This window comes from Kribbella sp. NPDC051137, from assembly GCF_040682535.1.
Classification (GTDB): Bacteria; Actinomycetota; Actinomycetes; order Propionibacteriales; family Kribbellaceae; genus Kribbella; species Kribbella karoonensis.
Genome location: NZ_JBFBBI010000003.1, coordinates 863,328 through 885,547, shown reverse-complemented (window position 1 = coordinate 885,547; position 22,220 = coordinate 863,328). Strand labels below are relative to the sequence as shown.

18 protein-coding genes are annotated in these 22,220 nt (G+C 69.5%); 12 read left to right on the top strand and 6 right to left on the bottom strand.

From position 1 onward, the window contains the following. The first annotated feature begins 30 nt into the window (after nucleotides 1-30). Nucleotides 31-621 carry a transglycosylase family protein gene (locus tag AB0M51_RS19395; RefSeq protein ID WP_344197330.1) on the top strand — a complete coding sequence of 197 codons (591 nt, stop codon included), beginning with the start codon at nucleotides 31-33 and terminating at the stop codon, nucleotides 619-621. A gap of 84 nt (nucleotides 622-705) precedes the next feature. Here the strand turns inward: AB0M51_RS19395 and AB0M51_RS19390 are convergent, their stop codons facing one another. From AB0M51_RS19390 to AB0M51_RS19380, 3 genes are read right to left on the bottom strand one after another with little or no spacing between them, the layout of a single operon-like run. Continuing rightward, nucleotides 706-1,356 (bottom strand): hypothetical protein, encoded by a 651-nt coding sequence (locus AB0M51_RS19390; RefSeq protein WP_344197328.1) that lies wholly within the window; start codon nucleotides 1,354-1,356, stop codon nucleotides 706-708. Nucleotides 1,357-1,360: 4 nt separating this feature from the next. Beyond that, nucleotides 1,361-2,002 carry a Pr6Pr family membrane protein gene (locus AB0M51_RS19385; protein ID WP_344197326.1) on the bottom strand — a complete coding sequence of 214 codons (642 nt, stop codon included), beginning with the start codon at nucleotides 2,000-2,002 and terminating at the stop codon, nucleotides 1,361-1,363. Between the two features lie 40 nt (nucleotides 2,003-2,042). After that, nucleotides 2,043-2,579, bottom strand: coding sequence for a 2TM domain-containing protein (locus tag AB0M51_RS19380; RefSeq protein ID WP_344197324.1), 537 nt, complete (start codon nucleotides 2,577-2,579; stop codon nucleotides 2,043-2,045). A gap of 79 nt (nucleotides 2,580-2,658) precedes the next feature. On the opposite strand from AB0M51_RS19380, the gene AB0M51_RS19375 reads away from it, so the two are divergent. From AB0M51_RS19375 to AB0M51_RS19365, 3 genes are all read left to right on the top strand, one after another. After that, nucleotides 2,659-3,258 carry a TetR family transcriptional regulator C-terminal domain-containing protein gene (locus AB0M51_RS19375; protein ID WP_344197322.1) on the top strand — a complete coding sequence of 200 codons (600 nt, stop codon included), beginning with the start codon at nucleotides 2,659-2,661 and terminating at the stop codon, nucleotides 3,256-3,258. 86 nt (nucleotides 3,259-3,344) lie between these two features. Then, nucleotides 3,345-3,860, top strand: coding sequence for an AAA family ATPase (locus AB0M51_RS19370; RefSeq protein ID WP_344197320.1), 516 nt, complete (start codon nucleotides 3,345-3,347; stop codon nucleotides 3,858-3,860). A gap of 32 nt (nucleotides 3,861-3,892) precedes the next feature. After that, nucleotides 3,893-6,001 (top strand): molybdopterin-dependent oxidoreductase, encoded by a 2,109-nt coding sequence (locus tag AB0M51_RS19365; protein ID WP_344197318.1) that lies wholly within the window; start codon nucleotides 3,893-3,895, stop codon nucleotides 5,999-6,001. On the opposite strand, the gene AB0M51_RS19360 is transcribed toward AB0M51_RS19365, so the two are convergent. After that, the gene (locus AB0M51_RS19360; RefSeq protein WP_344197316.1) at nucleotides 5,967-6,974 is read right to left on the bottom strand and encodes a LacI family DNA-binding transcriptional regulator; all 1,008 of its coding nucleotides are present in this window, start codon (nucleotides 6,972-6,974) and stop codon (nucleotides 5,967-5,969) included. The two genes, AB0M51_RS19365 and AB0M51_RS19360, sit on opposite strands and share 35 nt — an antisense overlap. 273 nt (nucleotides 6,975-7,247) lie before the next feature. Here AB0M51_RS19360 and AB0M51_RS19355 point away from each other — a divergent pair, with 273 nt between their 5' ends. The 5 genes from AB0M51_RS19355 to AB0M51_RS19335 all read left to right on the top strand — a co-directional run bounded on the left by AB0M51_RS19355 (nucleotide 7,248) and on the right by AB0M51_RS19335 (nucleotide 13,079). After that, nucleotides 7,248-7,997, top strand: a complete 750-nt coding sequence (locus AB0M51_RS19355; RefSeq protein ID WP_344197315.1) for a sugar phosphate isomerase/epimerase — start codon at nucleotides 7,248-7,250, stop codon at nucleotides 7,995-7,997. Further along, on the top strand, nucleotides 7,994-9,091 hold the full coding sequence (locus AB0M51_RS19350; protein WP_344197313.1) for a Gfo/Idh/MocA family oxidoreductase: 1,098 nt from the start codon (nucleotides 7,994-7,996) through the stop codon (nucleotides 9,089-9,091). Before AB0M51_RS19355 ends, AB0M51_RS19350 begins: the two co-directional genes overlap by 4 nt. Continuing rightward, nucleotides 9,088-9,693, top strand: a complete 606-nt coding sequence (locus tag AB0M51_RS19345; protein WP_344197311.1) for an SGNH/GDSL hydrolase family protein — start codon at nucleotides 9,088-9,090, stop codon at nucleotides 9,691-9,693. The genes AB0M51_RS19350 and AB0M51_RS19345 overlap by 4 nt, the downstream gene beginning before the upstream one ends. Before the next feature lie 79 nt (nucleotides 9,694-9,772). Beyond that, nucleotides 9,773-12,214, top strand: coding sequence for a glycoside hydrolase family 2 protein (locus tag AB0M51_RS19340; protein WP_344197309.1), 2,442 nt, complete (start codon nucleotides 9,773-9,775; stop codon nucleotides 12,212-12,214). Nucleotides 12,215-12,218: 4 nt separating this feature from the next. Continuing rightward, nucleotides 12,219-13,079, top strand: a complete 861-nt coding sequence (locus tag AB0M51_RS19335) for a polysaccharide deacetylase family protein (protein WP_344197307.1) — start codon at nucleotides 12,219-12,221, stop codon at nucleotides 13,077-13,079. 233 nt (nucleotides 13,080-13,312) lie between these two features. Here AB0M51_RS19335 and AB0M51_RS19330 read toward each other — a convergent pair whose 3' ends face one another. Next, on the bottom strand, nucleotides 13,313-14,767 hold the full coding sequence (locus tag AB0M51_RS19330) for an NAD-dependent succinate-semialdehyde dehydrogenase (protein WP_344197305.1): 1,455 nt from the start codon (nucleotides 14,765-14,767) through the stop codon (nucleotides 13,313-13,315). 31 nt (nucleotides 14,768-14,798) lie between these two features. Continuing rightward, a complete protein-coding gene (locus AB0M51_RS19325; protein WP_344197303.1) occupies nucleotides 14,799-15,779 on the bottom strand; it encodes an MsnO8 family LLM class oxidoreductase in 981 nt (326 codons plus the stop codon). Between the two features lie 178 nt (nucleotides 15,780-15,957). On the opposite strand from AB0M51_RS19325, the gene AB0M51_RS19320 reads away from it, so the two are divergent. From AB0M51_RS19320 to AB0M51_RS19310, 3 genes are all read left to right on the top strand, one after another. Then, nucleotides 15,958-18,858: a type 2 lanthipeptide synthetase LanM family protein gene (locus AB0M51_RS19320; protein WP_344197301.1), complete on the top strand. Its 2,901-nt coding sequence runs from the start codon at nucleotides 15,958-15,960 to the stop codon at nucleotides 18,856-18,858. 14 nt (nucleotides 18,859-18,872) lie between these two features. Next, nucleotides 18,873-19,046, top strand: coding sequence for a hypothetical protein (locus AB0M51_RS19315; protein ID WP_344197299.1), 174 nt, complete (start codon nucleotides 18,873-18,875; stop codon nucleotides 19,044-19,046). A gap of 122 nt (nucleotides 19,047-19,168) precedes the next feature. Then, on the top strand, nucleotides 19,169-22,090 hold the full coding sequence (locus AB0M51_RS19310) for an AAA family ATPase (RefSeq protein WP_344197297.1): 2,922 nt from the start codon (nucleotides 19,169-19,171) through the stop codon (nucleotides 22,088-22,090). Nucleotides 22,091-22,220: the final 130 nt, after the last annotated feature.

Here is a 22,220-nt window from a genome sequence, read left to right as displayed (position 1 = left end):
CATGCGCGCGCCCGGCGAAGCACTCGCCGGGTGGCCCGAACCATCTCGATCGCCGGTCTGGGAGCCGGCATCACCGCCGCCGGAGCGGCCTCGGCCTTCGCGGCCGACAACTACACGGTGAAGGCCGGTGACACCCTCTCGCAGATCGCACAGGCCAACGGTGCGAACTGGCAGGAGCTGGCCCGGATCAACCACCTGCAGGACCCGAACCTGATCCTGATCGGGCAGACGCTGACCCTCGACGGCACCCCCTCCGCCAGCGAGGACCAGGCCCCGCGGATCACTCCGAAGGCGGAGACCCGCAAGTCCGACACGAAGAAGTCCGACTCCTACCGGACGAGCCGCTCCGCGGACCGCCCGAAGGCGAGCAACGGCGGCAAGGCGAACCTCAGCGGCGCCTGGGCCAAGGTCGCGAACTGCGAGTCCAGCGGCAACCCGCGCGCTGTGAACTCCGGCGGCTACTACGGCCTGTTCCAGTTCGACCTGCAGACCTGGCGCAGCGTCGGCGGCTCCGGCAACCCGACGAACGCGTCGGCCGGCGAGCAGCTGATGCGGGCGAAGAAGCTGTACTCGCAGCGCGGCGCCTCCCCGTGGCCGGTCTGCGGCCGGTTCCTCCGCTGACCCGGTTCCTTCGCTGACCCGGTGATGCCGGGCGGGTGGTAGGTCGACCGTCCTCCCACCGCCTGCCCGGCACCCGGCGTCACCTCAATCGCGGGTGACGACCAGCATCTCGTTCGCACCAACCTGGAACTCGTAGGGGACCTTGCGGATCTCGCAGGTCACGCCCTCGAGCGACTCCAGCAGCTCCGGCAACCACGCGATCGGCTCGCCGTCGCCCTGCAGCACGAGCGGGAAGATCCGCACCTCGGCGTTGCTGACCCGGATCAGCTCCCGCAATGCGGCCGCGTGCCAGTCCCGGTCGTACTTGTCGGCCCAGGTGAACAGCAGGTGCGAGCACAGCACCAGCTCGAACCGCCGGTCCCCGAACGGCAGCTCGGGCAGCTCCGCGGCGACGTACCGCTCCGGCGCCTCCGCGACGTCCTGCAGGAACCGGTCGGCCGCCTCGATCCGGTACTGGTCCTTCCGCTCCGGCGACCCGTACCAGTGCCAGACGAAGCTCCCCTGGTGCTCGTCCACGATGCCGGACGTGGCCGGCAGGCTCTTCCGGACACTGTCGACGAGCTCGGAATGATCCAGCTCGTACGCCGGATCGACGGCGATCGCGTCCACCCCGCGGGCCGCGGCCTCGGCGGTGAAGCCGGCGCCTCCCGCGCAGCAGTCGAGCACGGACTCGGGAAGTTCCTTCAGGTCGAACATCGCTTCGTACTCGGCGTACGAGCGCGAGGTCACCAGCACGGGTCTACCTTTCGACGGTTCTCTTCCGGCGCAAGCGGCGGTCGAGCGTGTTCGCCCCGGCCGCCAGAGCCAGGAACAGTACCGCCACCAGCAGACAGTTCAGTAGAACGCGCCAGTATCCGTGCTCGTCGACGTCGACGAACGGGTACGGGTAGAAGTGCACGAACGCGCCGCGGATCAGCGTGAACACCAGCCAGAGCAGCGGGTACACGACCGACCACCCGACGATCCGCCAGTCGATCGTCCCGCGCGGACCGAACAGCAACCATCCCAGTACGCCGGCCACCGGGGTCGCGGTGTGCAGCAGGAAGTTCGACACCTCCGCCCATCCGTGCAGGTCGCCCAGTCCGGCGAGCACCGCGTGGTAGACGATGCCGGTCACCGCGATGCACAGCACACCGTTCAGCCGGAGCGTCTTGAAGAGCACGGTCTGCGGGCGATCCGCCTGCGCCGCGAGCATCAGCGCCGTACCGCCGAGCAGCAGGTTCGACTGGATGGTGAAGTACGCGAAGACGTTGAAGACCCGCTCCGGGTTGTCCGGGAAGAACCCCTCGTGCCCGTTCGCGGTGACGAGCAACTGGATCACGATCCCCAGCACGACGATCAACCCGGTCACCGCAGCCCAGATCCGCCCAACCGTTGTCATGCCGGAAATGTACGACGAGTGACCGCGCGGACCGGGGAGGTTACACCGATTGCTTCTCCGCAGTTCCGCTGAAGGAGTAGCTGAACGAGACGATCGCGTCGATCACGAGCACGAGGGTCCACGGACCCGCGGGGGCGAGCAGCGCGTCCCACCCGCGACCGGAGAGCACGCCGAGCAGCAGCATGATGCCGACGCCGACGACGTACGAGATCAGGTGCCGGAGCCAGCCGGCTCGCTCGTGCCGGGCGCGCTCAGGGCCCTTCTTCGGCAGCTTCGGCGGGCGCGGCGCACCCGCCAGGAAATGCGCGGCCCACTTGTCCGCCCACTTCAGCGTCTGATGGCCGAAGCCGACACTGACACCGACGAAGATCGCGGCCAGCGAATGCTTGAGCGACGGCGCCGCACCGCGCTGGATGTCCACGACGCTCGCGACCAGCAGCACCACGTCGACCAGCGGCAGGGCGGCGAGCAGCACCATCCCGGTCCGGCGCAGCCGCAGCAGGTACCGCGTCACCAGGCCGGCGGCCAGCAGGACCCAGAAGCCGATCTCACACGCGGCGATCACAGCGAGCAGCACGGGTTTCCCCCTTCAGGGATTTGTTTCAATACGACTGTGTTGTAAACGAGACTAACACAGCTGTGCTAAAACGGATTCCATGCCGAAGATCGTCGACCACGCCACCCGCCGCGAGGAGATCGCCGAAGCGCTCTGGCGGGTGGTCCGCCGGGACGGGATCCGGTCCGCGTCGGTGCGCACCATCGCCGCCGAGGCCGGCTGGTCCGCGGGCGCCGTCCGCTACTACTTCCCCGACCAGGACGGACTGCTCAGCTTCGCGATGGACCTGGTGTCGCGTCGGGTCACCGAGCGGATCAGCGCGATCGACGCGAAAGGCAGCGTCCCGAGCATCGTGCTGCGCTACCTCGACGAGGTGCTGCCGCTGGACGAGGAGCGGCGGGCGGAGTTCGACATCTGGCTGGCGTTCATGGCGCAGGCCCAGGCCGAGACCGGCGCCGGCACACTGCATGCTCATACCGACACCGTGCACAACCAGCTCCGCGAACTGTGCGCGTCGCTGGTCCGGGCGTTGTCCGACGCCGGCCTGTTGAAGGACGGCCTCGACGTACGGCGTGAGACCGAGCGGTTGCACGCGCTGCTCGACGGGCTCGCCCTGCATGCGGCGATCCAGCCGGAACGCACCACCCCCACCCGTGTCCGTCAGCTGATGCGGCAGCACGTCGAGTCATTGCTCGAGTAGCAGCTCAACCCCTTACAAACCTGGGTTTTCGACAAGAATCGCCGACGCCGGGCCAAAACCCCAGCGGCACGTGGCACCATCGCCGCATGGAGTCCGAGGGGGTGATCGTCGTCAGCGGAATCATGGCGGCGGGGAAGTCGTCGGTGTCCCAGATGCTCGCCGAGAGGTTCCAGTACGGCGTGCATCTGCGGGGGGACGTTTTCCGGCGGATGATCGTGAGTGGGCAGGCCTCGATGGCCGACGACGTGATCGTGGCGCAACGCCAGCTGCAACTGCGCTACCGGCTCGCCTGCCTGGCCGCCGACGAGTACGCGCGCGCCGGGTTCACCGTCGTACTGCAGGACGTGGTGATCGGCGAGTTGCTGCGCGAGTTCCTGGACGGGATCCGGACCAGGCCGCGGTATCTGGTCGTCCTGACGCCGCGGCCGGAGGTGATCTCCGACCGGCTCGGCGGCGCGCGCCACCTCGTCGACGAGCTCGACTACGAGCTGCACGCGTTCAGTCCGCGGCGCGGATTGTGGCTGGACAACTCGGACCTGTCGGTCGGCGAGACCGTGGACGCGATCCTCGGCCGCCTCGACGAGGCACGCTTCGACTCGTAGCGAGCGGGGCTACCCGAGGGTAGTTTGGGTGGATGACCGTACGGCGGACGTCCTGCAACCTGTGCGAAGCGATCTGCGGTGTGCTGGTGACTGTCGAAGACGGCCGGGTGACCGACATCCGCGGCGACGAGTCGGATCCGCTGTCCCGTGGCCACATCTGCCCGAAGGCGGTCGCGCTCCGCGATCTCCAGGACGACCCGGACCGGTTGACGACGCCGGTACGCCGGACGACCGACGGCTGGCAGCCGATCGCCTGGGACGCGGCGTACGAGCTGATCGCCGACCGGCTGACGCAGATCCAGCGGGAGCACGGGCGGAATTCGGTCGGCGTCTATCTGGGCAACCCGAACGTGCACAGCCTCGGCGCGCTCACCCACATGCCGACGATGGTCCGGCAACTGCGCACCCGCAACCGGTTCAGCGCGACGTCGATCGACCAGCTCCCGCAGATGCTCTCGTCGTACCTGCTGTACGGGCACCAGTTGATGGTCCCGGTGCCGGACATCGACCGGACGTCGTACCTGTTGGTGCTCGGCGCGAATCCGCTCGCGTCGAACGGCAGCATGATGACCGCCCCGGGTTTCGGAAAACGATTGAAGGAGTTGCGGAAACGCGGCGGAAAAGTGGTCGTCGTCGATCCGCGCCGTACCGAGACCGCGGCGGTTTCGGACGAGCACCATTTCGTCCGGCCGGGCACCGACGCGGCATTCCTGCTCGCCCTGATCCACGAGGTGATCTCCCAGGGTTTCGCGCATCCCGCGGAGTACGTCGACGGCCTGGCGACGGTCGAGGCCGAGGTGGAGAAGTGGACTCCGGAACGCGCGGCCGCGATCACCGGGATCCCGGCCGACGTGATCCGGCGGGTGGCGACCGAGTTCGGGACGGCCGAGCGGGCCGCCTGCTACGGGCGGGTCGGGGTGTCGACGCAGCAGTTCGGGGCGATCTGCCAGTGGGCGATCCAGGTGCTCAACATCGTCACCGGCAATCTCGACCGCCCCGGCGGCACGATGTTCCCGCGGCCGGCGGTGAACACGCTGCTCGGCCTGGGCCGCGGGCACGTCGGCGTGTGGAAGAGCCGGGTCCGTGGGCTGCCCGAGTTCGGCGGTGAACTGCCGGTGTCGACGATGGCCGAGGAGATCCTGACACCCGGCGACGGGCAGATCCGGGCGCTGCTGACGGTCGCCGGCAACCCGGTGCTGTCGACCCCGGACGGCCGCCGGCTGGACGAGGCGCTCGGGTCGCTGGACTTCATGGTCGCGGTGGATCCGTACATCAACGAGACGACCCGGCACGCCGACGTGATCCTGCCGCCGGCGCCCCCGCTCGAGCGGGACCATTACGACATCGTCTTCCACCAGCTGGCGGTCCGGAACACGGCCCGCTGGAACGACGCCGTCCTCCCGAAGCCCGCGACGGCGCGGCACGACTGGGAGATCTTCCGCGATCTCGGGCTCGCGCTGGTACGACGTACTCCCTGGAGCCGGCGTCGCGCCGAGGCGACGGCCCGGCTGCGCACACCGCCACGGTGGATCGTCGACGCCGGGCTGCGGATCGGCCCGTACCGGCTGTCGGTCGGGAAACTGCGCCGGTCACCGGGTGGCATCGACCTCGGACCACTGCAGCCGGCGTTGCCACAGGCCTTGCACCGGACGTCGAAGCGGGTCGACCTGGCGCAGCGGATGATCCTCGACGACCTCCCGCGGCTGGACGCCCTGCAGCCGTTGTCCGCCGACGACCTGTTGCTGATCGGCCGCCGGCACCTGCGGAACAACAACTCCTGGATGCACAACTCGGCCCGGCTGGTGAAGGGCCGGCCGCGGCACCAGTTGCTGATGCACCCGGATGACCTGGCCGACCGCGACCTCGCGGACGGCCAGCTGGTCACGGTCACCTCCGCGGCCGGCTCGATCTCCGTGGAAGTTGCTGCCAGCAACGACATCATGCGCGGCGTGGTCAGCCTGCCGCATGGGTTCGGGCACAACCGGGACGGTGCCCGGCTGACCGTCGCGAATCAGGTCGCCGGCCCGAGCATCAACGACATCACCGACACCGCACTCACGGATCCGACGGCCGGCACCGCCGCGGTCAACGGCGTACCGGTCACGGTCACGGCCTGCACCGCGCCGAGCTCTCCCGGATGATCAGCAGCGGCGTCGAGTACAGGTGCGCCTCCGGCCGAGCACCGGCCAGTACGTCGAACAGCCGGCGGCCGACCTCCGCGCCGTACCCGACGACGTTGTGGCTGAGTGCGGTCAGCGTCGGATGCGTGATCCGGCACAGGGTCGAGTCGTCCCAGGCGACCAGCGTGAGGTCGTCCGGGACGCGCAGGCCCAACCCCTGCACGACGGCCAGTCCGGCGACCGCCATCAGGTCGTTGTCGTAGACGATCGCGGTCGGGCGCCCGGCCAGCACCTCCCGCGTCGCATCGGCTCCGGCCGCCGCGGAGTAGTCGGTGTGCCGGGTGACGGCGGTCAGCCCGAGCCGCCGTACGGCGCTGTCGAAGGCCTGGTCGCGGATCCACACGTCGCCGAACTCGGGCGGCCCGGCGATCCGCGCGATCACCTGGTGCCCGAGGGACGCGACGTGGTCGAGCGCCGCGGTCATCGCCGCCGTACTGTCCGTCCACACACACGGCATGTCCTCCGCAAGCGCCGGGTCCCCGACCAGGACGGCCGGCAGCCCGAGTTTCCGCAGTACCGGGATCCGCGGGTCGCCGACCCGCAGGTCGACCACGATCACGCCGTCGACGCGTCGCTCGGCGGCCCATTTCCGGTACGTCGCGAGCTCCGCGCCGAGGTCGGCCACCACCTGCAGGGACAACGCGTACGCGTGCTCCGCGAGGACCGACTCGACGCCGCCGACGAAGCCCATGAAGTACGGCTCCTCGACCAGCGTCTGCGGGGTCCGCGCGAGCACCAGTCCGAACGTCTCGCTGCGCGCCGCGGACAGTTGCCGGGCGGCCGTGTTCGGCACCCATTCCAGCTCGGCGGCGACCCGCAGCACCCGCGCCCGGGTGGCCGCCGAGACGCCGGGCCGGTTGTTGAGGGCGTACGAGACCGCCCCTTGCGAGACCCCGCACCGCCGCGCGATCTCCTTGATCGTCACATGAGACACGACACCCTCCTCACCGGGCGCCCGGACAAACCGGTCCGGATCTCCAGTGTCGCGCCGATCGAACGCTCTGTCATCACCCGGCCACACAAGGTGACAGTTTGGTAAACCCCACACTCTTGGGAAACCCTCAGGTGACCGCCCAGTCGTTGGGCGGAGGGTGGTGTGGACGGGCCGCCGTGGGATACGGTTTCCTTCGTTACTTAACCGGTTCGGCTTATCAGACGGCGCAAACCCCCAGGGCAGCGGGCGACGCGCCGCCGACAAGGAGAAACCATGGTCGCAAAGGACCACCTGTCCCTCCAGCTGTACACGGTCCGGGGCAAGCTCGAGGAAGACTTCGACGGCACCCTGGCCCGGATCGCGGAGATCGGCTACACCAAGGTCGAGCCCTTCGGCGTGACGGCCTTCGCCGATCGCCTCGCCGAGGCGCTGCCCAAGCACGGTCTCTCGGCCCCGACCACGCACGCCGGCCTGCTCCGCGAGGACAGCGCCCCGATCTACGCCGCGGCGAAGCGGCTCGGCATCGGCACGGTGATCGACCCGCACACCGACCCGGCGCGCTGGCAGTCCGCCGACGGCATCAAGGAGATCGCCGCCGGCCTGAACCAGGCCGCCAAGGAGGCCGCCGAGCACGGCATCACGGTCGGCTACCACAACCACCAGTTCGAGCTCGAGTCGAAGGTCGACGGCGCGCACGGGCTGGAGATCCTGGTCGACAACCTGGCCGACGAGGTGATCGTCGAGGTCGACACGTACTGGGCCGCGGTCGGCGGTGCCGACGTACCGGCGCTGCTGAAGAAGTTCGGCGAGCGGGTCACCGCGATCCACGTCAAGGACGGCGACGGGACGCTGAACAACAAGGCGCAGGTCGCGGTCGGCGACGGCACCATCGCGGTCCGGGACATCCTGGCCGCGGCACCGCAGGCCCTGCGGGTCGTCGAGCTCGACGACTTCACCGGCGAGATCTTCGACGCGGTCGAGGGCTCGTACGCGTTCCTGACCGGAGAGGGTGCGCCTGAATGAGTTCGGTCGGCGTAGGTGTGATCGGCGCCGGAGTGATCTCCGACGCCTACATCAAGAGCATGCAGAGCTTCCCGGACCTGAAGGTCGTCGCGATCGGCGACCTGCGGCCGGAGGCGGCCGAGGCGAAGGCCAAGGAGTACGGCATCGAGGCCCACGGGGGTCCCGAGGTGGTGCTGAACAACCCGGACGTCGAGATCGTGGTCAACCTGACCATCCCGGTCGCGCACGTCGAGGTCGCGCTCGCGGCCGTTGCCTCCGGCAAGCATGTGTGGAGCGAGAAGCCGTTCTCCCTGGACCAGGACAGCGGCCTCAAGCTGCTGGCCACGGCGAAGGACGCGGGTGTCCGGCTCGGTTGCGCGCCGGACACCATCCTCGGCCCGGGACTGCAGGAGTCCCGGCGGATCATCGAGCGCGGTGACATCGGTACGCCGCTGACCGCGCTCACGCTGATGCAGTCCCCCGGCCCGGAGTCCTGGCACCCGAACCCGGCGTTCCTGTTCCAGGAGGGCGCGGGCCCGCTCTGGGACATCGGCCCGTACTACCTGACCACGCTGGTCCAGCTGTTCGGCCCGGTCGCCGCGGTGGCCGGGATCGGGTCCAAGTCTCGTGAGAAGCGGACCATCGGCTCCGGCCCGCTGGCCGGGACGGACTTCGACGTGACCGTGCCGACGCATGTCAGCGCGATCGCGAAGTTCGAGTCGGGGCAGTCGTCGCAGAGCATCTTCAGCTTCGACTCGCCGCTGCCGCGGGCCGGGTTCGTCGAGATCACCGGCTCCGAGGCGACGCTCGCCGTGCCGGACCCGAACGGGTTCGACGGCGCGATCAAGATCCGTCGTCGCGGCGCCGAGGACTGGGAGACGATCGCGGAGACCAAGGCGGTCGCGCAGCGCGGTACCGGCGTCCTCGAGATGGCGCGCGCCATCCGGGCCGACCGGCCGCACCGGGCGACCGGGGCGCTGGCCTTCCACATCGTCGACGTGATGGCCTCGGTCACCGACTCGATCGACACCGGCGCGTTCGTCGACGTGCAGAGCACGGTCGAGGTCGCACCGATCCTGCCCGACGACTGGGATGTGACGGCGGCCACCCTGTGAGCATCGTTCTGGACCCCCGGCGGACCGTGGTGTTCGCCGGGGACTCGGTGACCGACTGCGGCCGCCGTACCGACCCTGCCGGACTCGGTGACGGATACGTCCGCACGCTGTACGACGACCTCGGCGACAACCGGCCGACGATCGTCAACGCCGGCATCAGCGGCAACCGGGCGGTCGATCTGGCCGCCCGGTGGGCCGACGACGTACTGGCCCACGACCCGGCGCTGGTGTCGATCCTGATCGGGATCAACGACACCTGGCGGCGGTACGACGAGAACGACCCGACGACCGCCGAGTCCTTCGAGGCGTCGTACCGCTCGCTGCTCGATCCGCTGTCCTGTCCGGTGGTGCTGATGGAGCCGTTCTTACTGCCGGTCAAGGACGGGCAGGACGCATGGCGCGAGGACCTGGACCCGAAGCTCGAGGTGGTCCGGAAGCTCGCCGTCGAGTATGGCGCGATCCTGGTGCCGACCGATGTCGAGCTGACCAAGCAGGCGGCGTCCGCCGGGCCGGCCGCACTGGCCGGTGACGGTGTCCACCCGTCCCCCGCCGGACACCGGGCGCTCGCCGATCTGTGGCGCCGGTACGTCCTGGACATCTGAGGTCTTTCCACCGCTCCCCGTTTTCGGCGGGGAGCGGTGCAGTTTCACTAAACCGGTTCATCTCTCCTGGAGCCTCACTGTGACATCGCTCAAGACCCTCGACCTGACCACCGCCGGCGGTGCCGCCTGGACCGTGCACGCGGTCGAGGGTCCGGCGCCGGACGGCCTGATCGGCCGCGCGGTGGCCGCTACCGTGCCCGGTGAGGTGCACACGGACCTGCTCGCGGCCGGCGAGATCCCGGACCCCTTCGACGGCGACAACGAGTCGAAGCTGCACTGGATCGGCCGTACCCGGTGGAGCTACACGAGTAGATTCAACTGGGTTGCTGACGGCAACGACCGGCAGGAGCTGGTCGCGGACGGCTTGGACACGGTCGCGACCGTCACGCTGAACGGCCAGGAGCTTGGCCGGACCGCGAACCAGCACCGGTCGTACCGGTTCGACGTCACCGGCGTACTGGTTGCTGGGGACAACGAGCTGGTGATCGAGTTCGAGGGCCCGGTGACGGCGGCCGAGGCGGAGCGGGAGAAGCGCGGTAGTTGGCCGCACACCAACCTGCACCCGTACAACGAGCTCCGCAAGATGGCGTCGAACTTCGGCTGGGACTGGGGACCGGACGTCGCGACCGCGGGCATCTGGCGGCCGATCCGGATCGAGTCCTGGTCCGGGGTGCGCATCTCCGCCGTCCGCCCGCTGGCACAGGTGGACGGCACGGATGGCGTACTCAAGACTTTCGTCTCGCTGGACTGGGCTGACGGTGCGGCCGACGCCACTGTGGCCGTAGAGGTTGGCGGCACGCAGGAATCGGTCACGATCAAGCCCGGAACCGACACCGTGGAGCTCGTGAACACGGTTTCCGCGGTGGACGTCTGGTGGCCGCGCGGCCACGGCGAGCAGCCGCTGTACGACGTGACCGTGACGCTGAACGAGGACGACTGGCACGGCCGGGTCGGCTTCCGGAACATCTCCGTGAACGTTGCCCCGGACAACGACGGTACGCCGTTCGTGCTCTCGGTGAACGGCAAGCCGGTGTACGTCCGCGGCGCGAACTGGATTCCGGACAACGCTTTCGTCACCCGGCTGGACGCCTCGACGTACCGCACCTCGATCGAGGACGCGGTGGGTGCGGGCATGAACCTGCTGCGCGTCTGGGGCGGCGGGATCTACGAGAGCGAGGAGTTCTACGACGTCTGCGACGAGCTGGGCATCCTGGTCTGGCAGGACTTCCTGTTCGCGTGCGCGGCGTACTCCGAGGACGAGCCGCTGTGGAGCGAGGTCGAGGCCGAGGCCCGGGAGGCCGTCACGCGGCTGAGCAAGCACGCGAGCCTCGCGGTGTGGAACGGCAACAACGAGAACATCTGGGGGTACGTCGAGTGGAGCTGGCGGGTACCGCTCGCCGGCAGGCCGTGGGGTGCCGGGTACTACCTGGACCTGCTGCCGCGCATCGTGGCGGAGCTGGACCCCCGGACGCCGTACTCGGCCGGCAGCCCGTACTCGTTCGACCAGTTCATCCACCCGAACGACGACCGGCACGGGACCATGCACATCTGGGACGTGTGGAACCAGGTGGACTACACGACGTACCGCAAGTACAAGCCCCGTTTCGTTTCCGAATTCGGTTTCCAGGGGCCGCCGGCGTGGTCGACGCTGACGTCGGTCGTGCACGACGTACCGCTCGATCCTTACGGCTCACAGATGCTCGTGCACCAGAAGGCTTTCGAGGGCAACCTCAAGCTGGAACGCGGGCTCGGGGATCACCTGCCGGTGTGGAAGAACATCGACGACTGGCACTGGACGACGCAGCTGAACCAGGCGCGGGCGGTTGCCTACGGCATCGAGCACTTCCGGTCGCTGTTCCCGTTGAACACCGGCGCGGTGGTCTGGCAGCTGAACGACAACTGGCCGGTCGTCTCCTGGGCCGCGGTCGACGGGCACGGCATCCGGAAGCCGTTGTGGTACGCGTTGAAGCGCGTGTACGCCGACCGGCTGCTCACCGTCCAGCCGCGTGAGGACGGGCTGGTCGTTGCCGCGCACAACGACACTGATGCGCCGTGGACGACGGAGATCACGGTCCGCCGGCGATCGACCACGGGTGCAGAGGTCCTGGCCCAGGAGACTTTCGCGATCGAGATCGCGGCTCGCTCTGCTGCCGTCAACGAGCTCCCGGAGTCGGTTGCCGTTGCGGGCAAGCCGTCGGAGGAGTACGTAGAGGTGCGCGCAGGCGACGGCGAGACGGCGTACTGGTACTTCGTCGAGGACACCGAGCTGCAGCTCACCACCGACGCCTACACCTCCGCGGTCAGCCCGACCGCCGACGGATACGAGGTCACGGTGACCGCAACCGCCCTGGCGAAGGACCTGGCCCTGTTCCCGGACCGCCTGGACGCCACCGCGCGGGTCGACTCCTGCCTAGTCACCCTCTCCGCGGGCGAGACCCACACGTTCCACGTCACCGGTGCACCCGCTCCCGCCCAGGTCGACGTACCCGTACTGCGGTCGGCGAACGATCTCGTACAGTGAGCAGGTGACTTGGGGGAAGCGTGTTGCGGTCGGTGCCCTGTTGCTGACGCTTGTCGGGTGTAGTGACGCCAAGCAGACAGCTGGAGTGCCGCCGCAGACCCGTGCGCCCGTTGAGCCGGTCCGTACGGCGAAACCCGTACGGCCGACGCTGGCCCCGGTGCAGGTGAAGCCCGGCACGTCCAAGAACGCCCAGGTGATGCCTGTGCTCGACCACGGGCCGCGGGACAAGAAGGAGGTCGCGTTGACGTTCGACGCGGACCTCACGGCCCTCATGCGGCGACGGCTGGTCTCCGGCAGGGTCAAGTCGTACTACAACAAGGCACTGATCGAGGAGCTTCGCTCACTGCACGCTCCGGCCACCCTGTTCCTGACTGGCATGTGGATGGAGCAGTACCCACAGGTGACGAAGGAGCTGGCCGCGGACCCGCTGTTCGAGCTGGGCACGCACACTTACGACCACCGCGGCTTCACCAACAACTGCTACGGCCTGGGGACAGTGCCACCCGGCCAGATGCTCTCCGACGTACGCCGGGCCATCGTGGAGCTGGACCGTGTGGATCCGCACGCGACCAGGTGGTTCCGCTTCCCCGGCGACTGCTACGACGCGACCGCGCTGCATGAACTCGCCCCCGCCGGCGTCACCGCGGTCGGCGGGGACGTGCCGGGCGGAGACGGGTTCACCAAGTCGGCACAGCCGATCATCAAGCAGGTCCTGGACCACGTGCAGAACGGATCGATCGTCGTCCTCCACATGCACGGCGGCGACAACGCTCCCTACACAGCCCAAGCCGTAGGACCAATAGTCCGCGAACTCCGCACCCGCGGCTACAAACTCGTCACCGTCACCCAACTGGTCGAAAGATAGCCACCAAAGAACAAAGAAAGAGAAAGAAGAGAGATTTAGATGAGTGGTTGGGTCGGCGTACCTCGCCTGGCGTGGGGAGCATTTCTTGCCGATCCGGGCGGAAATCCTCCCCAACCCGCCTGGCCGACAGACTTCCGTGAGGTGCGCGGCAAACCTCCGGGCGATCACCGGAGCCGGACACCACTCTAAATCTCTTCTTTCTTTCTTTCTTTCTTCTAATACATTCCTTGGCTCTAGTCGACGTTGACCGCGACGTACTTGACCTCGAGGTACTCGTCGATGCCTACAGTGCCGCCCTCGCGGCCGAGGCCGGATTGTTTGACGCCGCCGAAGGGGGCCGCCGGGTTGGAGACGATGCCCTGGTTGAGGCCGATCATGCCGGCTTCCAGGCGTTCGGAGACGCGGAGGGCGCGGCCCAGGTCCTTGGTGAACACGTACGACACCAGGCCGAACTCGGTGTCGTTCGCCATCCGTACGGCGTCGTCCTCGGTCTCGAAGGCGGTCAGCGGCGCGACCGGCCCGAAGATCTCCTCCTTCTGCAGCCGCGCGGTCTCCGGTACGTCGGCCAGCACCGTCGGCTGGTAGAAGTACCCGTTGCCTGCGGCAACCGCTCCGCCGGTCAGCGTGCGGGCACCGCGGGCGATCGCGTCGGCGACCAGGTCGGCCACCTTGTCGCGCTGCTTACCGTCGATCAGCGGACCGACGTCGACGCCGGCCTCGGTGCCGCGGCCGACCTTCAGCGCGGCCATCCGCTCGGTCAGCTTCGCCGCGAACGGCTCCATCACCGAGGACTGCACGTAGATCCGGTTGGCCGCCGTACAGGCCTCGCCGCCGTTGCGCATCTTGGCCAGCATCGCGCCGCCGACCGCCTTGTCCAGGTCGGCGTCCTCGAACACCAGGAGCGGCGCGTTCCCGCCGAGCTCCATGCTGGTCCGCAGTACCTGGCCGGACGCCTGCTCGAGCAGCTTCCGGCCGACCTGGGTGGAGCCGGTGAAGGACAGTTTGCGGGCCCGGCCGTCGCGGATCAGCGGCTCCATCACGCCGCCGGCGTCCTGCGTGGTGACGACGTTCAGCACGCCCGCCGGGAGGCCCGCCTCGGTCATCAGTTCGGCCAGCTTGAGCATCGACAGCGGCGTCTGGGACGCGGGCTTGATGACCATCGTGCAGCCGGCCGCGACCGCCGGGCCGATCTTGCGGGCGCCCATCGCGGCCGGGAAGTTCCACGGCGTGATCAGCAGGCACGGCCCGACCGGCTGCCGCATCACGAGGAAGCGGCTCGCGCCGTTCGGAGCGATCTGGTAGCCGCCGTCGATCCGCACCGCCTCCTCGGCGAACCACCGGAAGAAGTCGGCCGCGTAGGCGATCTCGCCCTTCGACTCGGCGACCGGCTTGCCCATCTCCAGCGTCATCAGCAGCGCCAGGTCGTCGGCCTGCTCGGTCATCAGCTCGTACGTCCGGCGCAGGATCTCGCCGCGCTCCCGCGGCGGTGTCGCGGCCCACTCCGCCTGTACGGCGACGGCCGCGTCGAGGGCGGCCTTGCCGTCGGCCGGGCTCGCATCGGCCACGTCGCAGAGCGTCGTACCGGTGGCCGGGTCCTCGACAGCGAAGGTCTTGCCGGCGGCGACCCACTTTCCGCCGATGAACAGTTCGGTCGGACAAGCCTCGACGACTTCGCGCTCTCGTGACATGAGCCTGCCTTTCGATGGGTTTGTACCCACACTAGGCGCTGGCGACCAAGGGCTCCGGGAGCGTCCGGCTGACCTTGGTCAGACCGGCGGCGACAGTACGGAGGATCGCTGACCGGATCAGTCCGTCGAAGGCCAGTGGGACGAGCATGACCTCGTCTGCCGCAGTCTCGGCGACCAGGGCGCCCAGCCGGCTCGCCACGGTCGCGCGAGAGCCGACAACATGGCCTGGGTCCGCCAGCAACTGTTCGGCAAGGGCTCGCTCCGGGCCGGTCAGTGCAGGCTTCAGCAACGCCACCAGCTCGGCCGGTGTCGCCCCCGGCCCCGCCGCGGCCAGCCGCGAGCTGACGCGGACGTACTCCGCGAAGCGCGTCAGGGCCTCCTCGTCGGAGCCGGCTGCCACCACGCCGACTGTGACAGCGAGGTAGGGCCCGCTGTGCCCCACAAAGTGTTTCCGGTACGCCGCCACGGTGGCAGCTGTTACCGCAGGCGCCCGATGGTGCGTCACGAACACCGGAAGCCCCCGTACGGCGGCAGCCGCCGCAGTACCCGGGTCATCCGCCAGTACGAAGACCGGCGGCGGCGGACCGGCAAGGGCCAGCCGCACGTCGCCCGTGCCCGGCGTACCGTCCTGCAGCAACCCACGTAGCTCGTCCAGCCGCTGCTGGAACGTGCCATGAGGACCGGGTTCGAGTACGGCGCACTGCTCCGCGACGCCGAGGTCGATCCGGCTCGGGTACGCCGCGGCGAGAGCGGCGAACTGCTCCGCGACCACGAGCGGCTGGTGGTTGGTCAGTGGGAGGCCGCCGGCGCCCAGCCGGATCCGGTCGGTCCGCGCGGCCAGGATCGCCGCGATCACCGCGGGTGCTGCGCCACCGACACCTCGGACACCGTGCTGCTCATCGAGCCAGAAGCGACGGTATCCGAGGTTGTCGGCAGTCAGTGCCACCTCCGCTGTCTCCCGGAGCGCGGCCGCAGCCGACTGACCGGGCAGCTGCGGTACGACGTCCAACACAGAGTGAGCCGAGACGGGCAGTCCGGGAGCGACAGTGGTGAGCACGCACCCACAGTGACAGCGCGGGTCCGGTTCGCGCATGGGGAGTCGTCACCCAAAGTTCGGGGCTGTGCAGCGGCCTAAATATGGGTGCTGATCACCCATGCACCGCCCCGGCCCGCGATGACAGCCTGAGCGCGTGCTCGACTCCGCGACCACCCGGCCCACCAGGACCGACCGCTGCAAGACCTGGTGGTCGGCGGGCCTGCGGCCGCAGGAGCTGGGCACCGCACTGACGCAGTCGGCGCCGGCCTGGGCCGAGTACGTGGAGCGCAGTACCTCCCTCCCACCGAGCGCGCCTGCCGCCGGTCGAGACCCCGCAGGGACCGGTGCCGGCGGCGGCCACACATCAGGTGGGGCGGCCACGGCAGCGGGTGGGTCCGGCACGGACTGGCGGCAGGCGCTCATGCGTTGTCTGCAGCCGCTGCTGGACTCCGCCCGGCAGGACCTGGCCGCGGCGGGGCACAGCGGCGTACTGGCCGAGGCGTTCCTGCACCATCTCGGTCTCCGCCTGGTAAAGCTGGCCGCGCGGACTCTGGTCCGCGAGCTGGCCGGGGCCCGGGACCGGGGAGAGCTGGCCGGTGACACCTCCGCTGCACGTTTCCTCAACTTCACCGACCACCTCGTCGGAGGAAACGAGCTGGCGGAGTTCCTGGCCGCTTACCCGGTCCTGGCCCGGGTTCTCGGCGAGTCGTGCCGGCAGGGCGTCGAGGGTCACCTCGAGCTGCTGGCGCGACTGGCCGAGGACCGTGGGGCGCTCGTCGCAGGCCTGTTCGACGGCCGGGACCCCGGAGCGCTGGTAGCGATCGAACCGGTCGGTGACACCCACCAGGGTGGCCGGTCGACCGCGATCCTGACGTTCGCGAGCGGACAGCGGCTGGTCTACAAGCCCCGGCCTGTCGAGCTGCACGGACACTTCAACGCCTTCGTCGACTGGCTGAACGCCCGGACCTCGCTCGGCATCCGCACGGTCCGGCTCGTCCCCCGCGACGGCTACGGCTGGCTGGAGTTCGTCGTCCACGAGCCCTGCGAGGACCTGTCCGGCGTCCGCCGGTTCCACCACCGCCAGGGCGCGCTGCTGGCGTTGCTGTACGTGCTGGACGGCACCGACATCCACTTCGAGAACCTGATCGCGGCGGGCGACCAGCCGGTGCTGGTTGACGTGGAGACGCTGTTCCACCCGAGCCAGGTGACGGCGACCGGCGATCCGGCGTACCGGGCCCTCCTGCAGTCTGTGTACCGCGGGCTTGGTGGCGACGCCGGTCCACTGACGTCGCGGAGCGTGGTGGACTGGGCGGACGCCGGCCTGGACTCGATGCATCTGGTACGTCGTCCCGACCGGACGGACCGGGCCGTCAACCGGCCGTCGCTCGACGGGACCGCGATCGAGCCGCGAGAGCACGAGAACGCCGTACTCACAGGGTTCCGGACCGCGTACGAGGCGATCGTCCGCGACAGTGAGGACCTGGACGGGCTGCTGGCGCAGTGCGCTTCGGACCAGGTCCGCTTCGTACCGCGGCCGATCAGTCTCTACACGGGTCTGCTGGACGAGTCGACGCACCCCGAGGTACTGCGGGACGCGGTCGGCCGGAGTCAGCTGCTGGACCTGTTGTGGGACGCGGACGAGTCGCTGCAGGCGTTCGTCCCGTACGAGCTGTCCGACCTGTGGGCCGGCGACGTACCGCTGTTCACCGCGCGCCCGGACAGCCGGGACGTCTGGGCCTCCGACGGCACCCGGATCGCCGACGTCCTGGCCGTCGACGGCCTAGCCGCGGTCCGGGCCAAGGTCGCGAACCTCGGCGACATCGACGAGCACCGCCAGACCTGGCTGATCTCCGCGTCGCTCGCCACCCGGCCCGAGCCGATCACGCACACCGGTACGGCGGTCCGGCCGCACGTGGGGACCAGCGAGGCGGACCCCGATCAGTTCCTTGCGGCGGCCGCGGACATCGCCGACGAGATCATGGCGCAGGTCGTCAGCGAACCCGGTGGCGCGGCCAACTGGCTCGGTCTCGAACTGGTCGACGACCGTCACTGGTCTGTCCGTCAACTGGGCGCCGGCCTGTCCAACGGCTACACCGGTACGGCGCTGTTCCTCGCGCAGATCGGCGTACTGACCGGGGCGCAGAAGTACTGCGAGCTGGCCCGCGACGCGATCCGGCCGATCCCCCGACTACTCGAGACACTCGCCGAAGACCCGGAGTGCGCCAGTTCCGGCTTCCACGGACTCGGTGGCCTCAGCTACGGCCTCAGCCGGCTGGCCGCGCTCCTCGACGACAACGACCTCAACGACTGGCTGGCCGCGTCGCTGGAGGTCAGTGAGCGGCTCGTGCCGGACCCAACAGAGTTCCCGTCGTACGCCGCTGGTGCGGCGGGCGGGCTGGCCGCGATGCAAGCAGTACAAGGCTTTCCGGCCGCCGGCCGGCTGGCCGAGCGCTACGCCGACCACCTGGTTGCCACAGTAGAAAGCGGCCTCCATGGCCGAGTAGCAGCGGACCATGGCTTCGCTCGTGGCTTCCAGGGGATCGCGTGGGCGCTCGGCCAGTACGGCGTACCCGGCGACCGGTACCTCGATGCTGCGCGCGCGGCTGCTGATCTGGACCGCCGGAACGGTCCAGCTGGCCACGGGTGGTGCTGGGGCGATGCCGGCACCGCCCTGGCCAGGGCATCGGCAGGAGTCCCCGCGGATCTCGACGCCTACGTGAGAGCCGCAACCGAACGTCCGGTGCTCGCCGACCTGAGTCTGTGCCACGGCGAGCTCGGCGCGGTGGAGCCACTGCTGTGGCTCGCCGCACGTGAGTATCCGGCCACAGAGGCGGCGCGACGACGTCGTGCCGGGCTGGTGCTCGCGGCAGTAGAGCAGTACGGACCGCAGTGCGGGACGCCCAACAACGTACCGTCTCCAGGCCTGCTGACCGGTCTGGCAGGGATCGGGTACGGGCTGCTCCGTCTTGCGTTCCCCGAGCGGGTTCCGTCCGTGCTGCTGCTCCAACCAACCGCCGGGTCGCGGTCTGGCACAGGATCGGGACCCACTGTGTGACAAGGGGTTACAGCATGACCGCCCAGCAGCACGATGTTCAGCAGCACAACGTTCAGTCCGCTCCGATCACGACGTCGAGGTGGCATCGGGTCCGCGCCGGAGCGATCGCCCTCGCGGCGTACGTCGGCATGGGCGCCGCGGCAGTTGCCGTCATGACGGCCAACGGCTGGCCGTACGGCGGCATCTAGGTCCGGTGATTCGCCGGCCGGAGCCAGCGAACGTCTGACCGGTGGCCGGCCGCGCTCCAGCGTGGCCGGCCACCTGCACGACGTACCTGCGGCGGCAGCCGGATCTCTATACAGTTGGCAGCATGCAGACCCGTTCGCCCGTCGTGGTCGGCAGGGACGAGGAGATCGAGGCTCTCCACCGTCTGCTGACCGGAGCCCGCAGCGGCAGCGGCGGTGCGATGTTCCTGGTCGGCGAACCCGGCATCGGCAAGAGCCGGTTGGCCGCGGCCGCCACCACCCAGGCTCTCGACACCGGCCTTGCGATGCTGCGTGGACGGGTCGGCGCGATCGGCACGATGGTTGCCTTCCGCCCGTTCACCGAGGCGCTGCTGTCGTTGATCCGGCGCGGCGAGATGCCCGCGGCAGAAGGCCTCGGGCCATACCGGCAGGTGCTCGGCCGCCTCGTCCCGGACTGGGACGACGGCACCGCACACGACACCGCTGCGTCACCGGTTGTACTCGGAGAGGCAGTACTGCGACTCCTGACGCTGGTAGGTCGGGACCGCGGCTGTCTGCTCGTTCTCGAGGACCTCCATGGCTCCGACCCCGAGACGCTGGCCGTCATCGAGTACCTGCTCGACAACTTGGAGGACCAGCCGGTCGCGCTCGTAGCCACGCTGCGGTCCGAGATGTGCGCGGCCTACGAACTGGCACAGCTGTCGGCGCAACGCGGCGCCGCGCAATTGGTCGAGCTGCAACCGTTACAGCGCGGCGAGGTGGCCGAGCTTGCCGCGGGTTGCCTGGAGGTTCCGGTCGAGAGCGTGCCGGAGCAGCTCGCCGATCAGCTGTGGGCCGACAGCGCCGGCATCCCTTTTGTCGTTGAGGAACTGCTGCAAGAGGCGAACCGCAGCGGACAGCTTGTGTCCGGGCCGGACGGCGTGCAGGTCATCGACGACCTGCAGACGAATGTGCCGCCCGCTGTCGTCCGGAGTATCAGCAGCCGTACCGCGCAGCTCGGTCCACAGTCGCGGGACATCCTCGTGCTGGCGGCCGTGATCGGGCACCGGTTCCCGCTGAGTGTCGTCCGCGAGGCGACCGGGACGGACGAACGCTTGCTGCTGGCAACGCTCCGGGCCGGCGTCGCCGCTCAGCTGGTCGGTCCGGACGAGCCGGCGCCGGACTGGTACGCGTTCCGGCATCCGCTCACCGCTGAGTCGCTGCTCGCCGGTCTGACGCCGACCGAACGCGCCAACTTGGCCCAACGCTGCGCGGACGCGGTCGAGGAACTGCATCCAGGACTGCCGGGCGAGTGGTGCCCGATGGTCGCCGAACTCGCCGAGGCCGGCGGCGAACCCATCCGCGCCGGCCGGCTGTTCGCGCTCGCCGGACGCCGGTCGTTCGACGACGGCTCGACCGGGTCGGCGACCAACCTGCTGGACCGCGCGAACACGTTGCTCGCCGCCGATCCCGACGTCGGCTACCGGGCCGAGGTGCTCGGCTCGCTGCTGCTCGCGCTCAGTGCGACCGGCGGCTTCGAGCACATCGCCGCGCACGCCGCGACCGTCGACGAGCTCGCCGACCGCAATCTCGACAGCCGCAAGCTCGCCGCGCTGCACGTCCAGTTCGCGAACGCCGAGATGATGGCGGGACGCACGTTGGTCGCGCTCGACCATGTCGCGGCCGCTCGCTCGTTGCTCGGCACCGATCCCGGGGACGCCGATCTCGCGCCGGTCGACGGGGTCGCCGCCAACCTCGAGCTCGCCCGACAGAGTCCCCGGCGGATCCAGGTCGCGACCGAGCTGGCCACCCGCGCCGCCGCGGCGGCCGAACGCGCCGACCTGCCCGAGGTGGCCTGCGAAGCCCTGCAACTGCTGGGCATTCTGGCCCGCGAGCACGACCTGGACCGGTCGATCGACTACTTCCACCGGGCCCGGCAGATCGCCGAGAACCACGGGATGGTCCTTCAGCGGGTCACCTCGCACTACTTCCAGGCCGGCACCATCTGCCTCGCCGACGGCAGCATCGTCGAGCTCGAGCGAGCCCGGCAGCAGGCGCAGCGGATCGGCGCGATCCAGCTGATGTACGACGTGGACGCCATCCTCGGCCAGCAGGCGATCCTGCGGTCCGAGTACCCGCGAGCCGCCGAGATCATCGCCGAGGGCATGGAGGTCACCCGGCGGCTGCGGATGGGCCGGTTCGCGACGTACTTCCTCGCCATCAAGGCAATGCTGGAGGCCCACCAGGGCCGGCGGTCCGCGATGGAGGCGGCACTGGCGGAGGTCGCGCACTGGGGCGGCGAGCGGGCGTCGTACGAACTGCCGTACTCCTACGGGCTGGCCCGGACCTTCTGTGCGCTGATGGAGGAGAACCGCGACCTGGCCGACTCCGAGCTGGCGCAGGCACTCGCGTTCGACGCCCAGAACCCGACCACCCTGCACCTGACCGGCAAGAACGGGCTGGCCTTGCTGCTCGGCGTGCTGTCCGGGCGCAACGGCTGGGCGCACTTCGAGGCGGTCACCGCGACCGCGGCGAGCGGGATGCGGTGGAACAAGCAGTTCGTCCAGTTCGCACACGCCGTGCTGCTCGGCCGCGACGGGCAGGGTGACGCGGCCAGCGCGAAGCTGCAGGAGGCGACAGAGACAGCGTCGCTGTTCCCGCTGGCGCAGCACCTCGGGCTGCGGATGGTGGCGGAACCGGCCGCCGCGGACGGCTGGGGTGATCCTGTCGCGTGGTTGCGGCTGGCCGAGGAGTACTTCCACACCGCGGGCATCACCGCGGTCGCGAGTGCCTGCCGCGGGCTGATGCGGCAACTCGGTGCGACCGTCTCCCAGCGGCGGACCGGGTCGGAGCAGGTTCCGGCGTACCTGCGGCAGCTCGGAGTGACCACCCGCGAGTACGAGGTCTGCCGGTTGCTGGTGGACCGGATCGGGAACAAGTCGATCGCGTCCCGGCTGCACATCTCGCCGCGGACGGTCGAGAAGCACGTGGCCAGTCTGATGACCAAGACCCAGCAACCGGACCGGGAGGCACTGAGCAGTTTCGCCCGGTCGGTTCTGCAGGACTGATCAGTGCTGATTTCGGGCAGGGTGCGTGTATTGGAGCCTGCGGCCCTCCCGGGGTGATAGTTGTCGACGCACGCACCGGCATCCGCCAGTCGGCGCGCGGATTGGACAGTATTTACGAACGCTCGCTCCG

Excerpts from the sequence above, each read along its gene's own strand:
- AB0M51_RS19375 (WP_344197322.1), top strand. The coding sequence starts at position 2,659 with ATGCCGAAGATCGTCGACCACGCCACCCGCCGCGAGGAGATCGCCGAA.
- AB0M51_RS19355 (WP_344197315.1), top strand. The coding sequence starts at position 7,248 with ATGGTCGCAAAGGACCACCTGTCCCTCCAGCTGTACACGGTCCGGGGC.
- AB0M51_RS19385 (WP_344197326.1), bottom strand. The coding sequence starts at position 2,002 with ATGACAACGGTTGGGCGGATCTGGGCTGCGGTGACCGGGTTGATCGTC.
- AB0M51_RS19315 (WP_344197299.1), top strand. The coding sequence starts at position 18,873 with ATGACCGCCCAGCAGCACGATGTTCAGCAGCACAACGTTCAGTCCGCT.
- AB0M51_RS19370 (WP_344197320.1), top strand. The coding sequence starts at position 3,345 with ATGGAGTCCGAGGGGGTGATCGTCGTCAGCGGAATCATGGCGGCGGGG.
- AB0M51_RS19310 (WP_344197297.1), top strand. The coding sequence starts at position 19,169 with ATGCAGACCCGTTCGCCCGTCGTGGTCGGCAGGGACGAGGAGATCGAG.
- AB0M51_RS19350 (WP_344197313.1), top strand. The coding sequence starts at position 7,994 with ATGAGTTCGGTCGGCGTAGGTGTGATCGGCGCCGGAGTGATCTCCGAC.
- AB0M51_RS19330 (WP_344197305.1), bottom strand. The coding sequence starts at position 14,767 with ATGTCACGAGAGCGCGAAGTCGTCGAGGCTTGTCCGACCGAACTGTTC.
- AB0M51_RS19365 (WP_344197318.1), top strand. The coding sequence starts at position 3,893 with ATGACCGTACGGCGGACGTCCTGCAACCTGTGCGAAGCGATCTGCGGT.